Source organism: Paenarthrobacter sp. MSM-2-10-13 (assembly GCF_011605365.1).
In the GTDB taxonomy this organism is placed as follows: Bacteria; Actinomycetota; Actinomycetes; order Actinomycetales; family Micrococcaceae; genus Arthrobacter.
The window spans coordinates 167,188-182,183 of sequence record NZ_JAAOXO010000008.1 but is presented as its reverse complement, the minus strand read 5'-3'; the positions used below and the strand labels follow the sequence as shown (position 1 = coordinate 182,183).

Below are 14,996 nucleotides of genomic sequence, written 5' to 3'. Positions count from 1 at the left end.
ACGAGGCGACGAAGAGTTATCCACAGATCATTCGCGTCAGCCAGGAGTTTTTGTACAGCAGATGCCCGTAAAGGGCTATTTTGAGGGCGTTATGTGTACAAAAACTCGCTAGCCGCGGCCTACGAACGGCATGCCGGCGGCGGTCACCACCAAGGATCCAACACTGGCCGACGCCGGCATGTTGGCCATCATCAGCACGGCGCGGGAAGCGTCCTCCACAGGGAACATGGGCTCCACCTTGCGGCTGCCATCAGCCTGCAGCGCGCCGGACCCGACGCCGATGGTGTCCATGATCTCGGTGCGCGTATTTCCGATGTCGATCTGCCCGCACGTGATGCCAAATTCCCGGCCATCGAGCTCGATGCTCTTGGTCAGGCCGGTCATCGCGTGCTTGGTGACCGTATAAGCCACGGACCTGGGCCTGGGCGAGTGCGCGGAGATGGATCCATTGTTGATGATGCGGCCACCCTGCGGCTCTTGGGCCTTCATGGTCCGCACAGCCTCGGCCGCACACAGCATGGAACCAGTGACGTTCACCCGCAACGTTGCTTCCCAGTCCTCCACGCTGATCTCGCCCACGTCGCCGGCCGGGCCGAAGATGCCCGCATTGTTGAACAGCACATCAACCCGACCCCAGCGCTGGCGGACCTCCGCAAAAAGGCGTGCGACGTCGTCGGGCACTGTTACGTCGCACGGAACCGCCAGCGCCTCCGCATGACCGCCGACGGTTTCCAACAGTTGCGCCTCACGGCGCCCGGCCAACGCAACACGGTAACCTTCGTCGAGCATGAGCCTGGCGACGGCCCGCCCAATACCCGAACCGGCCCCGGTCACGACGGCGACCCTCGGGTTGGTGGGCTGGCTGGAGTCAGTCATGTGGTTGCCTTTCGGGGAAGTGCCTGGGGCAGCGTCAAGCCGTCAGCGCGCGGCTTCGGCGTTCTGGTTGGCGGCCGGCTGGGATGCAGTTATCGGCCAGCCTATGACAGTCTTCGGGCGCGGCGTGGCGTAGGTTCGCACCTTGGACGTGGACAGACCAAGGCGGACCAGGGACTCGGCGATGGTGACTGCCGCAGCCACGCCGTCCACCACGGGGACGCCCGTGCGCTGGCGGATCTGCTCATCCAGCCCTGCCATGCCGCCGCAACCCAGGACGATAACCTCGGCCTTGTCCTGGTGTACCGCTCGTTCGGCCTGGCTCACGATTGCCTCAACAGCACGCTCCGGGTATTCCTCAAGTTCCAGCACGGCCATGCCGCTGGCCCCAACAGAAGCACACCGTACGTCCAGGCCGGCGAGTTTCAGGCGGTCCTCGATCAGCGGAACGGCGCGATCCAGCGTGGTGACCACTGAGTATTTGTGTCCAAGGAACATCGCGGTGCTGGCTGCCGCCTCGGTAATATCCACCACCGGGACGTCCAGAAGTTCTTGGAGGCCTTCGCGGCCGTGCTCGCCATAGCCGGCCTGGATGACAGCGTCGAAGGGTTCGGGATAATTCACCACAGCATCCATGACGGCAATTGCGGCGAGGTAGCTTTCGAAATTGCCCTCACAGGAGTCGGCGCCAAAACGCGGAGTGATACCGATAATTTCCGTGCCGGGGGCAGCTGCTGCACGGGCCTGGGCTGCTATGGACTCCGTCATGGACTGGGTGGTGTTCACGTTTGCTACAAGGATGCGCATGGTTTTCCTCTCGACGGCAACGCCCGTCCTCTTCCGATGGAACGGAGAGGACGGGCGAGCCTTGATGTTTTCGGTGAGTCAGTGGGTGCTCGCGACGGCGATCGGCTCGCCGGAGACGTCCTCATGGAGCTGCTTCTTGTCAGCCACCGCGAAGAACGTGAGCGCAGCTACGCCTGCTCCGATAAACCAGGCGAACGGTGCTGCGGCCGCCAGCGCCGGAATGAAGGCGATGGCGATTGCGATCGCTGCCGCCGGGATCATCGCAATGATGGCCTTTGGGTTGACGCCCCGCTTGTAGAAGTACGCGCCCTTGGGATCCTCGGTGTAGAGCTCAGGCACATTGACCTTGCCCCGGCGGACCAACCAGTAATCGGCCATGATGACGCCGAACAGGGGTCCAAGCAACGCACCCAGCCCGCCCAGGAAGTACACAATGACGATCGGGTTGTTGTAGAGGTTCCACGGCAGGATCACCAGGCCAATGGTGCCGCTGACCCAGGCGGCCTTGCGGAAGTTCAGGTGCCTCGGGAAGAGGTTGGTCAGCGCATAAACCGGAGCGACGAAGTTGGCCATCAGGTTCACGGCCACCGTCAGGATCAGCAGGGCGAGGCATGCCAGGACCAGCAGGAGGGTGTTCGGAATGCTCTGCACGATGTCCGAGGGGCTCTCGATCACAGTGCCATTGATCTTGTACTGACCGCCGGCCATGACCACAACGATTGCGCCGAAGAGCAGCATGTTGATGGGAATGCCCCAGAAGTTGCCCTTGACGATTGACTTCTTGGAGGCGGAAGAACGCGTGAAGTCGCAGAAATTCAGGACGAACGTTCCGTAGATGGAGACCCACAGTGCGCCGCCGGCAAAGATGGTCAACCACATCTCGGTCCCCTCAAGGCCCTTGATGCCGCTCCACTGGATAGCACCGCCGGCTTCGATGAAGACCCACACGGCAATCGCGGCCATGGTGACCAGGATGATGGGTCCTGCGAAGGCCTCGTATTTACGGATCATTTCCATACCGAAGCTGACAATGATCAGCTGGACAATCCAGAGCGCCACGAAGGAGAACCAGCCCAGAGTGGAGAGGCCAAGAATGGAGTTGCTGTCCAGGTCCTTCAGACCGGGAGCCATGGCCACCAGCATCACGCGAAGGACCACCGAGGCCAGGTAGGTCTGGATGCCAAACCATGCCACGGCAACGGCACCGCGAACCAGGCTGGCGATCTGCGCTCCACGGATACCGAAGCTGATGCGGCTCATGACCGGGAAAGGGACGCCGGTCTTCTCGCCCATGAACCCGGAAAAGTTCAGGAGCCCGAAGAGGAGAATGGCACCGATACCCAGTGCTACCAGGATCTGCCAGCCGCCCAGACCGAGGGAGAAGAGGCCGATGGCGAAGGCATAGTTACCCAGGCTGTGGACGTCGTTGGCCCAGAGGGTAAAGATGCTGTAGCTGGTCCACTTGCGGCCCTTGGCCCTAGTGGGCGCAAGGTCAATGTTGTAAAGGCTGGGGCTGATGGTACGGCCTGCGGCTTCGGAAGCAATGGCGCAGAGGTCAGTGTTTCCCACCACTGGGTGGTTGGGGCCACCTGCGTTTTTGTCTCCCGGAGTCTCAGTGACGCCGACTGATGAAGTCGTCTGCATCGTGGATCTCCACTTCGTACTGATTCCATAATGCGGAATCTAGTTATTGAATAGTGAAAGCACTTTATGACTCAGGTCACGTAACGTCAAGAGTTCCCGGTGTATGCAGGGTCACATTCGGTTGCTTGAGCACTGCTTTCCCAGTTGACTGTTTTGGTTACGCAATCCGTGTTGACGCTGCCCATCAGCAGACGTAATCTCGAATTGCAGAATTTTATTCTCACAATACGAAATTCCTTGAGCGCCCCCACAGAGCAAGCGCCCAGACATTCAATGAAGAGAGGTTGGACGTGGCTGCAGGAGAAGAGACCTCACACATCCTCAGCGGGTTGACTGCCCAGCTGCCTGATCGTGATCCGGAAGAGACCGCGGAGTGGATTGAGTCCCTTGATGCGTTGATCGCGGAGCAGGGTACCGAGCGTGCCCAGTTCATTATGCGTTCGTTGTTGCAGCGTGCTGGTGCGAGGTCGGTGGGTGTGCCGATGGTGACGACCACTGATTATGTGAACACGATCCCGGTGGACCAGGAAGCACAGTTCCCGGGGAACGAGGAGTTCGAGCGCCGGTACCGGGCTTATATGCGGTGGAACGCTGCGGTGATGGTCCATCGTGCGCAGCGGTCCGATATTGGTGTGGGCGGGCACATTTCCACTTATGCCGGTGCTGCGACGTTGTATGAGGTGGGTTTCAATCACTTCTTCCGCGGCAAGGACCACCCCTCGGGCGGGGATCAGGTGTTTTTCCAGGGTCACGCCTCGCCGGGCATGTACGCCCGGGCGTTCATGGAAGGCCGCCTCACGGAAGAGGATTTGGACGGGTTCCGTCAGGAAAAGTCCAAAGAAGGCCACGCCCTGTCCTCCTACCCGCACCCGCGCCTGATGCCGGATTTCTGGGAATTCCCCACCGTGTCCATGGGTATCGGCCCGATGAACGCGATCTACCAGGCCCAGTCCAACCGGTATTTGCAGAACCGTGGCATCAAAGACACCTCCGATCAGCAGGTCTGGGCGTTCCTCGGAGACGGGGAAATGGACGAGCCCGAGTCCCGTGGCCTGCTCCAGCTCGCCGCGAACGAGAACCTGGACAACCTGAACTTCGTGATCAACTGCAACCTCCAGCGCCTGGACGGACCGGTCCGCGGTAACGGCAAGATCATGCAGGAACTCGAAGCGTTCTTCCGCGGTGCGGGCTGGAACGTGATCAAGGTCGTCTGGGGCCGTGAGTGGGATTCCCTCCTGGAAGCGGACAAGGACGGGGCGTTGGTGAAAATCATGAACGAAACCCCCGATGGTGACTACCAAACCTACAAGGCCGAGTCCGGCGGGTTCGTCCGGGAACACTTCTTCGGCAAATCCCCGCAGACCAAAGACATGGTGGCGGATTTGGACGACGAGCAGATCTGGGGCCTCAAACGCGGCGGTCACGACTACCGCAAGGTCTACGCCGCCTACAAGGCAGCCACCGAGTTCAAGGGCAAACCCACCGTGATCCTGGCCAAAACGGTCAAGGGCTACGGCCTGGGCCCGCACTTCGAGGGCCGCAACGCGACCCACCAGATGAAGAAACTGACCATGGAAGACCTCAAAGCCTTCCGTGACCACCTCCGGATCCCCATCAGCGATGACCAGCTCGACGCTGACCTCTACCGTCCCCCGTACTACCACCCCGGCATGGACGCCCCGGAAATCAAATACCTGATGGACCGCCGGGCAGAACTTGGCGGGTTCGTCCCCGAACGCCGCCGCACCCACACCGAAGTCACCCTGCCCGAGGCCAAATCCTACGAGGTCGCCAAACGCGGATCCGGGAAACAACAAGCCGCCACCACCATGGCCTTCGTCCGGCTGTTGAAGGACCTCATGCGGGATAAGAACTTCGGCGCCCGGTTCGTGCCCGTCGTCCCCGACGAATCCCGCACCTTCGGGATGGACGCGTTCTTCCCCACCGCGAAAATCTACAACCCCAAAGGCCAGAACTACCTCTCCGTGGACCGCGACCTCGTCCTGGCCTACAAAGAATCACCCGCCGGACAACTGATCCACCCCGGCATCAACGAAGCCGGCGCCGTCGCAGCGTTCACCGCCGCCGGGACCTCCTACGCCACCCACGGCGAACCCCTCATCCCGATCTACGTGTTCTACTCCATGTTCGGCTTCCAACGCACCGGAGATTCCTTCTGGGCCGCAGCAGACCAAATGACCCGCGGCTTCATCATCGGCGCCACCGCAGGACGAACCACCCTCACCGGCGAAGGACTCCAACACGCCGACGGACACTCCCCCATCCTGGCCTCCACCAACCCCGCCGTGAAAACCTACGACCCCGCCTACGGCTACGAAATCGGCCACATCATCCGCCACGGCCTCGAAGAAATGTACGGACCAGACGCTGACGCGCAAGGAACAGGAACCGCGTCAGATAAAAACGTGATGTACTACCTCACCGTCTACAACGAACCCATCACCCAACCCGCGGAACCGGAAAACCTCGACATCAACGGACTCCTCAAAGGCATCTACCGCCTCGCAGAAGCCCCCGCTCCCGCAGCAGACCGCACCGGGAACCGGCCCACCGCGAACATCCTCGCCTCCGGCGTGTCCGTGCCCTGGGCCATCGAAGCAGCCCGGATCCTGAACGAAGACTGGGGAGTCGCCGCCGAAGTCTGGTCCGTGACCTCCTGGAACGAACTCCGCCGCGACGGACTCGCCGCCGAAGAACACGCCTTCCTCAACCCCGGCCAACCCGCCCGCACCCCGTTCATCACCGAACAACTCAAAGACACCACCGGACCCGTCATCGCCGTGTCCGACTACATGAAAGCCGTCCCCGACCAAATCCGCCAATTCATCCCCAACGACTTCGCCTCCCTCGGAGCAGACGGCTTCGGCTTCTCCGACACCCGCCAAGCCGCACGCCGCTACTTCAAAAACGACACCCACTCCATCGTCGCCAAAACCCTCCAGTTGCTGGCGGCGAGGGGCGAGGTAGAGGAGGGCGCGCCGTCGTACGCCATTGACCGCTACAAGTTGCTGGACGTGAACGCCGGTACTACCGGCGGAGCAGGCGGCGACGCCTAAACAGCCCGCACAACACAATTGGCGGCAGTGTTCGTGAAGAACACTGCCGCCAATTTGTGGTTGAACGGGTTTTGCGGAAACGGGCTCAGGTGCCCAGATTCCTTCTATCGACGACGAATCCGGTTGCCGCGTTCTCGCGAACCGCGTTGATACCCGCCACTACGGCTTTCAGGTTAGGGAACTGTGGCGACACTGCCACAACCGTTCCATCCTCCGCGGTCAGCCTGAACCGGAACGAGTTGGTTCCTGCCTTGAGAATTTCAAAACTGCCAGCCATTTTCCCCTGTTCTTTCACGCGACGTTGCGTATCCGAGCTGACTTCATAACTCCTTCAAAGACAATATCGGCCATTTCAGACCACCAAAAGGCCTACTGATCGGTAATCTACAACCGATATCGGTAGATCTCTTGGAAAGAACCCAAGGAGCTAGAGACCGTATGGACCGCCGCGCGTATCGTGAGGATATGACTGACACCGGCACGGCCCCCACCACGGGCGTGCTCCTCGCTGCAGGCGCCGGAACACGGCTGGGCCGTGGCCCCAAGGCGCTGCTCCCCTTCCGGGGCAGGACTTTGGTGGAAGTCTTGGCCGACACCCTGTTCGACGGCGGCTGCCGCGAAGTTGTGGTGGTGCTCGGCGCGGAGGCCGACCACGTCCGGCGGAGCACCGATTTGGGCACTCATACGGTGGTGGAGAACCAGAACTGGGCCAAAGGAATGGCCGGTTCCTTCCGCGCCGGCATTGACGCGGCCACGCCAGGCAACAGCATCATGGTGGCGCTGGTGGACCAGCCCGGGTTAACCCCGACGGCGGTGAGCAGGCTGCTGGGCAGCCACCGTCCCGGCCGGGTCACCGCAGCCGCATACCCTGATGAGCACGGCCACCTGAAACGCAGGCACCCGGTGATTATCGACGTCGGGCTTCGCTCCGAAGCGGCCGCAGCCGCGAATGGTGACACGGGTGCGCGCTCCTTCCTCAAGGCGCATCCCGGCCTGGTGGACTTGGTGGACTGCAGCGACCTCTGCTCCGGCGAAGACCTGGACACCAAGGATCAACTGCATCTTTTGGACGGGTAGAGGCGGGTAAGTTAGGGGCATGATCCGCATCGAAACTGATGATCTCGCGCGCCCTGATGTCCATCAGCTCCTGAGCGAGCACTTGGCCGATATGTTCGCCACCTCCCCTGCGGAGAGTGTTCATGCCCTGGACCATTCGGCGTTGTCGCACGAGTCGATCACGTTCTGGACTGCACGCGAGGACCGGGTTCTGCTGGGATGTGGGGCGTTGAAGATGCTGTCCGCCGGGCATGCCGAGATCAAGTCCATGCGCACCACCGCCAGAGCCCGCGGACGTGGTGTGGCCACGCTGATGCTTGAGCACATTGTGGCCGAGGCGGCCCGGCGGGGCTACGAGCGCGTGAGCCTGGAGACAGGAACGGAAGACTACTTTGCTCCTGCCCGCAGGCTATATGCCCGGCACGGATTTACGGAGTGCCCGCCGTTCGGGGACTACACCCTGGATCCCAACAGCGTGTTCATGGAGCTCACCGTCTCACCCAAGTAAGTCGCAGCAGAGCGCGTTTTGAGGGCTCAAAACGCGCTCTGCTGCGACTCAGTTGGGTGCGGGGTGGGTGGGTGAGTTGGGTTACACGGGCGCAGTGGTGCGGTCGCGGAGGGCCAGGTAGATCTTGTCCCGCGCAATGGGAAGCTCGCCGAAACGGATTCCGGTTGCGTTGCGGATCGCGTTGGCCAGGGCGGGAGCCACGGGGTTGAACGGGCTCTCGCTCATGGACTTTGCACCCAGAGGGCCGGTGGAGTCGTTAGTGGTTGCGAAGTAGACCTCGCTCCGGGGCACGTCCGCGAACGACGGAATGTGATATTGCCGCAGGATGTCCGTGGTGACGCGTCCGGCGTCGTCCACTTTCACTTCCTCGTACAGCACCGCGCCGAGCGCCTGCGCAATGCCGCCCTCGATCTGGCCGCGGCACTGCCGCGGATTCACCACAACACCGGCATCGGCGGCCTGGACGCTTTGCAGGATCCGCAGCTCACCGGTTCCCGTGTTAACAGCAACCCTGAAGCCATGGACGTTGAACGCGACCGATCGCGGCGTTCCTCCCCAGTTGCCGTCCGTGGCGAGTCGAACGCCTTGCAGCCGGGCGGCGTCGACGATTTCTTTCAGCTCCACCGTGCGATCGCCGCATTCAACGGCGCCATCCACCAAACGGCAATCCGTCAGGGCGGCTCCCGTCAACGACGCCGCAACCGTCTGGATCCGCGTGGCGAGTTCCAGCGCGGCCCCGAGCGTCGCCTTCCCGGCCACCACCGTGCCGGCAGAACCGAACGCACCGGTGTCGTGCTCCACGAGGTCGGTATCCGACTGACGCACGGTCACTTTGGACGCGGTCGTGGCCAGCGCGGTGGCAGCCAGTTGCGCATGAACAGTTGTGGTGCCGTTCCCGAATTCGGCAGTACCGACGTCGACGGCGAACCTTCCGTCCGCTTCCAGGCTCACCCGGGTGTGGGCGAAGTGGCCGCGGGGCGGGACGGTGTCGATCATGGACAAGGCCGAGCCCTCCCCCACCACCCAGTCCGGCCCCAGATCATCCAAGCCCGCGGCGCGGTAGCGTTCCTTGCCACGGTCCAGCGCGTCCCGGACCAACGCCACGCACTGGTCCAGGCCGTAGCTGCCGTAGTGGACGTCTTCCTCGGGCTCGGGTGTTGTGGAGAGCATGTGATCGCCGGGCCGAACCATGTTCTTGAGCCGGAACTCGAGCGGATCCATGCCGATGCCGATGGCGAGTTCGTCAATGGCCGACTCGATCGCGAAGATCATCTGGCTCAACCCATAGCCCCTGAAAGCACCTGCTGGGACGGTGTTGGTGTAGACCGCGTGGGCGTCAACCTTCTTGTTCACACACTTGTAGACGGCCAGCGATTCTCCACAGCCGTGGAACATCACACCGGGAGCGTGGTTTCCGTAGGCGCCGGTGTTGGTAAGGACGTCCAGCTGGAGCGCTGTGAGATACCCATCGCGGCTGGCGCCGGCCTTGAGCTTGATGGTGAAGGGGTGCCGGGTGGTGGTTGACGTGAACTGCTCCGTACGGGTGAACTCCAACTGCACCGGCCTGCGAAGGGCCAGGGCCGCGAGGGCTACAAGATCCTCAGTGAGGACTTCCTGTTTTCCGCCGAATCCGCCGCCAACCCTGCCGGCAACTACGCGGATGGTCTCCGGCGCCAGGTTGAACACCCGGCTCAGGGTCCTCTTCACCAGGAAGGGAACCTGCGTGGAGGACCGGATCATCAAGCGGCCATCCTCATCAAGCCAGGCAATGGACGCGTGGGTTTCCATGGCCACGTGCTGGACCCGCTGCGTCTTGTAGGTGTGCTCGTGGATAAAGTCGGCAGCCGCGAAGCCGTCGGCCACGCTACCCAGTTCGGCGTGGACCTCGGCCACTACGTTGTGATGCGGGCGGGAAATCCGGGAGAAGACGCCGTCCTTTTCACCGTGAATCGCCGGGGCGCCGGGGAGGATGGCTTCCTGCGGAGTGAACACCGGTTCCAGGAGTTCGTACTGCACTTCCAAGGCCCGCGCACCAGCCTCGGCTGCGCCCACGGACTCAGCCACCACCGCCGCAACCCGTTGCCCGATGAACCGCACCACGTTGTCCAGCACACGGGTGTCGTCGGGGTCGTCCGTGTAATTCTCGTGTTGGGCTGTGGAGAACAGAAGCTGCGGAGCATCCTCATAAGTGAAGACCGCCACGACGCCGGGAACTGCCAGAGCAGGCGCTTTGTCGATGGACACGATCCGGGCATGCGGGTGCGGCGAACGCAGCAACTTCATGTGCAGCAAGCCCGGAAGTTGCTCAGCCGGAACATCAAGGGTGTAACGGGCAGTTCCGGTGACGATCGCCTGGCCGGCGGGTGCCGGAACGTTGTCGCCGAGCTGGCCCGGCGTCGCTTCTACAGCGACTGGCGGCTGAGTACCCGACACGGAATGCGCCCCCGAAACTGTCTGGGCCCCCGAAACGTCCGCACCGGCGTCGTGCTGGTGATCGCTGCCGTGGCCACAGACCGCGTCCGCGATGGAGCGGTAGCCGGTGCAGCGGCACAGATTGCCCTTGAGGTTGCGGGGCAGGTTGGCGCGCTGCTCGTCGTCGAACGTTGCAGCGGTCATCATCATGCCGGCGGTGCAGAAACCGCACTGGAACCCCTGGGCCTCCAGGAACTGCTCCTGCACAGGGTGCAGCCCATCAGCGGAGGCGAGGCCCTCGATGGTGGTGACCGCTTTGCCCTCGGCACGGACAGCAGGGTAAATGCAGCTGTGGACGGGCATGCCGTCAACGTGCACGGTGCACGCACCGCAGTCACCGCCGTCGCAGCCTTTCTTGACGCCAAAATTGCCCTCTTCGCGGAGGAACGTGCGCAAGCACTGGCCGGGGCGGGGGGTGGCCTGCGAGGCAGTTCCGTTGATCTCAATTGCCATTCGGGGCCTCCTTCTGCTGGGTGCTTGATGTGGTGGGCTGGGTGGACGGCTGGGGCGAGGTGTTATGCGGCGGCCAAAAATCACCGGACACGCTCATGGACTCGCCCAGCAGCTCCGCCCTGATCTCCTCGGCAAGCTTGAACGTCATGTCCCGCCGCCAGGCAGGGAGCCCGTGGATGTCGTCGTGGTACAGCGGCCACGGAATGGAATCGCCGACGGCGTCAGCCAGCGTCCCGGCGTCAGGAACCTGACCTGCGGGGAACCTCAGTTGCACAGGCCGTTTAGTGGACGCGGTGACGGTGATGACCAGGGCGCCGTCGGGATCGAGCCGCCCGATCAGGAGCACACCGGAACGGCCAAGGTTGCTAAGCGATAAACGCCGGAAAGCGACGCGGGCGGACAATGCGGACGCGGGAAGATGGATGCTGCGGAGCAGTTCCCCCGGTGCCAGGAGAGTCTGCATATCCCCGGTGACGACATCCGCCACCGGAACATCCCGGCTGCTGCCGTCCGGGCTGAGGATGGTGGCGACGCCGTCCAGGCCTGCGCAGAGTGAGGTCATTGGCCCCGCCGGCAGGCCGGTGCAAATGTTGCCACCCACGGTGGACATGTTCCAGATCTTGAACGAGGCCACGAACGAGTCGCAGCACGGGCGGATCAGTGCCAGTCCGGGCCATTCACGGTTGGCTGCTTCCGCGGCCAGCGGCAGGGCGTAGAGCTCCGCGACAGTGCAGGTGGCGGCCAGTTCGACGCCCTGGTCAGTGAAAGTGATAGTGGGCCATTCTGCTTGGCCGAGGTCAAGGAGCCGCTTCAGGACGTTGCTGCCGTAGGAGAAGAGGACCGTTCCTCCGGCGAGCCAGGCGTCGCCGTCGCGCCATTGTGCCGGGTCCGTGGTGGGGACCACGGCCTCGATGGTGTTCATGTCCATGGGTCCTCCTGAGTGAGGTGTTGGGCAGCCGCCTGTATCGGGGTTGGACTAATCGGGGCTGGGTGAATGGGGCCGGTGCTGTCCCTGAGGGAAGGGAACCCGGGGGTGCTGGTTTGTCCGCCGGCACCGCGGTGGGCGATGATTTCTGCCGTGATGGACACGGCGACTTCGGCAGGAGTCACGGCGCCGAGGTTCAGGCCGATGGGCGAGTGCAGCCGTTCCAGGGACTCCAACGGCGTGCCTGCCTCAAGCAGGGCGTCGATCCGTTGGCGGTGGCTGCGCCGCGAGCCCATTGCCCCAACATATGCCAGCCTCAACCGGAGAGCACTTTGGAGCAAAGGGACATCGAACTTGGGGTCGTGGGTCAGGATGCACACCACCGTGCGGGCGTCGATGCGTCCTGCAGCGGCTTCGGATTCGAGGTAGCGGTGCGGCCACTCGGTGACCACTTGGTCTGCACCCGAGAAGCGGCTCTGTGTCGCGAAAGCGGGGCGGGCATCGCAGAGGGTGACGTTGTAGCCGAGGAGCTGCCCCGCGGGTAGCAGAGCCGCGCCAAAGTCGTTGGCACCGAAAACCAGCATCCGCGCGGCCGGCAAACGGCTTTCGATGAACAGGGTGATCGGTTCCGGCTGGGTTTCTTCCTGTGGAGGCATAGCCAGCCTTTCGGTGGTCATCCACCCGTCAATGCATCCCTCCGGCGGCGCCAAGCGAACCAGGCCGGCACGGCCGCCTTGGAGCAGCCGCTCCACTTGGGCAGCGGCGGCGAAAAGTGTGGAGGGATGGTCGCCCAGCAAAGTGGCGAGTTCCTCGGATTCCATGGCACGGAACCGGACAGGGTCATGGACCGCCATGACTCCGCCCTCAGCATCGAGCCGGCGGATCAGGGCCGCAGGGTGCTGAGTTTCAGCAAGCACGGAAAGTTCAGCAGATCCGGCCCTGAGGGGTTGGATGTGGACGTCCAGTTCCCCTCCACAGGTGAGCCCGACCGCGAAGGCGTCCTCGGCGCTGTAGCCGAACGACTCAAGGCGAGGGCCGCCGTCGCGCATTGCTTCCAAGGCCGCCTCCACCACGGCGCCTTCCACGCAACCGCCGGACAAGCTGCCCAGGATTTCGCCGTCTTCGGTGACCATCATGGAGGTCCCCAGGGGCCGCGGCACGGAGCCGCCGGTCCCTACGATCGTGGCCACAGCACACAGTTGGCCAGAGACCGCAGGCCGCCAGCTGCCCAGTGAAGGCATTAGATCCAGCATGGCAACACATCCTTATTCCAGGTGTCCCGGCGGGGTGGCCCGTCCGGAGCAGTGCGCGATCTTGCCTCATATTCTCATTGACAGAGGATGTTGAGGGGTAGTCGCGGGTAATCAGCAAAAGTTCAATCAGCAAAAGTTCAATCAGCAAGAGTTCATAGGAACGGGGGCAAGGGCTTCATCTCCCTGCCCCGTTCCCTGACGGAGCGCGCGGTAACCAGCCGCCGCCCGCCGTCGTGCCTTTTCCAGTCCGTAAAGTTCGGGAAGGACCGCGACGGCGGACGCCTATTCGTGCGGTGGGTTCCGGCGGACCGTCGATCAGAGTGCCGGAATGGTGCCCGCCGGCGCGGGGTTCGGCTCCGGGCTAGACGCCCATCAGGGCGTTGATCGGGCCGCGGGCGAAGTAGATGATAAAGCCTGCCGTGACCACCCACATCAGCGGGTGGACCTTCTTGGCTTTGCCCGACGCCGCGCTGATGACCGCGAAGGAGATGAACCCTACGCCGATGCCGTTGGCGATGGAGTACGTCAGCGGCATGGTCACGATTGTCAGGAAGGCCGGGAGGGCAATGGAGAACTTGGTGAACTTGATCTCCCGGATCTGGGCCATCATCATGGCACCCACTACCACCAGGGCTGCAGCTGCAACTTCCAGCGGAACCACGGAGGTGAGCGGTGTGAAGAACATGGAGCCCAGGAACAGCAAGCCGGTGACCACCGAGGCCAGGCCGGTGCGTGCGCCTTCGCCGATGCCCGCCGCCGAGTCGATGTACACGGTGTTGGACGAACCGGACGTTGCGCCGCCCACCACTGCGCCCATGCCTTCAACAATGAAGGCCGACTTCAGCTTGGGGAACGTACCGTCCTTGTGTGCCACGCCAGCGCTCTTGGCCAGGCCCGTCATGGTGCCCATGGCGTCGAAGAAGTTGGTGAACACCAAAGTGAAGACCAACATGGTGGCCGCCAATCCGCCGATCCTGGCGAAGGAGCCGAACAGATCGAACTGGCCTACCAGGCTCAGATCCGGGACCGAAACCAGTTGGCTGGACAGGATGGGGACATTCAGGTGCCAGCCGCCGGGGTTCTGGGCGCTTCCGGGACCAATCCGGAACACGGCCTCGGCTACAGCGGCGAGGACAGTGGTGGCGACGATGCCGATCAGCAGGCCGCCCTGGATTTTGCGTGCCACGAGGATGCCCATGGTCAGCAGTCCAACAATGAAGACGAGGGTGGGGATGGACGTGATGGAGCCGTTGTCCCCCAGCTGAACCGGCGGTCCGCCTGTGGTGGCGCGGACAAAGCCGGAGTCCACGAAGCCAATGAAGGCAATGAACAGGCCGATGCCAACGGTGATGGCGGCCTTGAGCTCCTTGGGGACTGCCTTGAAGATCGCCGTCCGGGCTCCGGTGGCACCGAAGATGACGATCAGGATGCCGTTGATAACCACCAGGCCCATGGCTTCGGGCCACGTGACTTCCTGAATGACCGCGACGGCGAGGAACGAGTTGATGCCCAGGCCGGCGGCAAGGCCGAACGGCAGGTTGGCCACCAATCCGAAAACGATGGTCATGACGCCGGCAGTCAGGCCGGTGACGGCGCCTACTTGCGCAGCCGACAGCCACCCCCCGGCAACGTCCACAGGGGCGTTGTCTGCCGAGAAACCACCCAGGATGAGCGGATTGAGGATGACGATGTACGCCATGGTGAAGAAGGTGACCAAGCCGCCGCGGAATTCGCGGGCCAACGTGGAGCCACGCTTGGAGATCTGGAAGAACTTATCCAGGAAGGAGTTCGACACCGGAGGCTTCTTGTTGCCATCCGCCAGGCCGGTTGCCGTGTGCTTTGCAGCTGTGGGCTCTGCGCCGTCTCCCTTGGGAAAGAGTGCAGCCTGCTTCTCAGCTGAATTGTCCAGGATTGTCATGTCAGCCACC

At 63.0% G+C, this 14,996-nt stretch carries 11 protein-coding genes; 3 read left to right on the top strand and 8 right to left on the bottom strand.

What is annotated here, in order from left to right:
- Window positions 1-108: 108 nt before the first annotated feature.
- From HAV21_RS15875 to HAV21_RS15865, 3 genes are all read right to left on the bottom strand, one after another.
- On the bottom strand, window positions 109-876 hold the full coding sequence (locus HAV21_RS15875; RefSeq protein ID WP_166842416.1) for an SDR family oxidoreductase: 768 nt from the start codon (window positions 874-876) through the stop codon (window positions 109-111).
- A 42-nt stretch (window positions 877-918) separates the two neighbouring features.
- Window positions 919-1,680 carry an aspartate/glutamate racemase family protein gene (locus HAV21_RS15870; RefSeq protein ID WP_166842415.1) on the bottom strand — a complete coding sequence of 254 codons (762 nt, stop codon included), beginning with the start codon at window positions 1,678-1,680 and terminating at the stop codon, window positions 919-921.
- A 78-nt stretch (window positions 1,681-1,758) separates the two neighbouring features.
- Window positions 1,759-3,324 carry an NCS1 family nucleobase:cation symporter-1 gene (locus HAV21_RS15865; RefSeq protein ID WP_166842414.1) on the bottom strand — a complete coding sequence of 522 codons (1,566 nt, stop codon included), beginning with the start codon at window positions 3,322-3,324 and terminating at the stop codon, window positions 1,759-1,761.
- A 290-nt stretch (window positions 3,325-3,614) separates the two neighbouring features.
- Between HAV21_RS15865 and aceE the strand changes: the two genes are divergently transcribed.
- Entirely contained in the window at window positions 3,615-6,401 is a 2,787-nt protein-coding gene (gene aceE, locus HAV21_RS15860) for a pyruvate dehydrogenase (acetyl-transferring), homodimeric type (protein ID WP_166842413.1), read from the top strand.
- 85 nt (window positions 6,402-6,486) lie between these two features.
- On the opposite strand, the gene HAV21_RS15855 is transcribed toward aceE, so the two are convergent.
- Window positions 6,487-6,678 (bottom strand): DUF1508 domain-containing protein, encoded by a 192-nt coding sequence (locus HAV21_RS15855; RefSeq protein WP_044569301.1) that lies wholly within the window; start codon window positions 6,676-6,678, stop codon window positions 6,487-6,489.
- A 161-nt stretch (window positions 6,679-6,839) separates the two neighbouring features.
- Here HAV21_RS15855 and nboR point away from each other — a divergent pair, with 161 nt between their 5' ends.
- Window positions 6,840-7,478, top strand: a complete 639-nt coding sequence (gene nboR, locus HAV21_RS15850; RefSeq protein ID WP_142938003.1) for a nicotine blue oxidoreductase — start codon at window positions 6,840-6,842, stop codon at window positions 7,476-7,478.
- A gap of 19 nt (window positions 7,479-7,497) precedes the next feature.
- The gene (locus HAV21_RS15845; RefSeq protein ID WP_142938002.1) at window positions 7,498-7,965 is read left to right on the top strand and encodes a GNAT family N-acetyltransferase; all 468 of its coding nucleotides are present in this window, start codon (window positions 7,498-7,500) and stop codon (window positions 7,963-7,965) included.
- Between the two features lie 81 nt (window positions 7,966-8,046).
- Here the strand turns inward: HAV21_RS15845 and HAV21_RS15840 are convergent, their stop codons facing one another.
- The 4 genes from HAV21_RS15840 to HAV21_RS15825 form a co-directional block, all read right to left on the bottom strand.
- Complete coding sequence (locus HAV21_RS15840; RefSeq protein WP_166842412.1) at window positions 8,047-10,890, bottom strand: molybdopterin cofactor-binding domain-containing protein; 2,844 nt, start codon at window positions 10,888-10,890, stop codon at window positions 8,047-8,049.
- Window positions 10,880-11,818, bottom strand: a complete 939-nt coding sequence (locus HAV21_RS15835; protein ID WP_166842411.1) for an FAD binding domain-containing protein — start codon at window positions 11,816-11,818, stop codon at window positions 10,880-10,882. The genes HAV21_RS15840 and HAV21_RS15835 overlap by 11 nt, the downstream gene beginning before the upstream one ends.
- Complete coding sequence (locus HAV21_RS15830; RefSeq protein WP_166842410.1) at window positions 11,809-13,068, bottom strand: XdhC/CoxI family protein; 1,260 nt, start codon at window positions 13,066-13,068, stop codon at window positions 11,809-11,811. Before HAV21_RS15830 ends, HAV21_RS15835 begins: the two co-directional genes overlap by 10 nt.
- Before the next feature lie 361 nt (window positions 13,069-13,429).
- Window positions 13,430-14,986: an NCS2 family permease gene (locus HAV21_RS15825; RefSeq protein ID WP_208096952.1), complete on the bottom strand. Its 1,557-nt coding sequence runs from the start codon at window positions 14,984-14,986 to the stop codon at window positions 13,430-13,432.
- Between the last annotated feature and the right edge of the window lie 10 nt (window positions 14,987-14,996).

Excerpts from the sequence above, each read along its gene's own strand:
- HAV21_RS15875 (WP_166842416.1), bottom strand. The coding sequence starts at position 876 with ATGACTGACTCCAGCCAGCCCACCAACCCGAGGGTCGCCGTCGTGACC.
- HAV21_RS15870 (WP_166842415.1), bottom strand. The coding sequence starts at position 1,680 with ATGCGCATCCTTGTAGCAAACGTGAACACCACCCAGTCCATGACGGAG.
- HAV21_RS15865 (WP_166842414.1), bottom strand. The coding sequence starts at position 3,324 with ATGCAGACGACTTCATCAGTCGGCGTCACTGAGACTCCGGGAGACAAA.
- HAV21_RS15855 (WP_044569301.1), bottom strand. The coding sequence starts at position 6,678 with ATGGCTGGCAGTTTTGAAATTCTCAAGGCAGGAACCAACTCGTTCCGG.
- nboR (WP_142938003.1), top strand. The coding sequence starts at position 6,840 with ATGGACCGCCGCGCGTATCGTGAGGATATGACTGACACCGGCACGGCC.
- HAV21_RS15845 (WP_142938002.1), top strand. The coding sequence starts at position 7,498 with ATGATCCGCATCGAAACTGATGATCTCGCGCGCCCTGATGTCCATCAG.
- HAV21_RS15840 (WP_166842412.1), bottom strand. The coding sequence starts at position 10,890 with ATGGCAATTGAGATCAACGGAACTGCCTCGCAGGCCACCCCCCGCCCC.
- HAV21_RS15835 (WP_166842411.1), bottom strand. The coding sequence starts at position 11,818 with ATGGACATGAACACCATCGAGGCCGTGGTCCCCACCACGGACCCGGCA.
- HAV21_RS15830 (WP_166842410.1), bottom strand. The coding sequence starts at position 13,068 with ATGCTGGATCTAATGCCTTCACTGGGCAGCTGGCGGCCTGCGGTCTCT.
- HAV21_RS15825 (WP_208096952.1), bottom strand. The coding sequence starts at position 14,986 with ATGACAATCCTGGACAATTCAGCTGAGAAGCAGGCTGCACTCTTTCCC.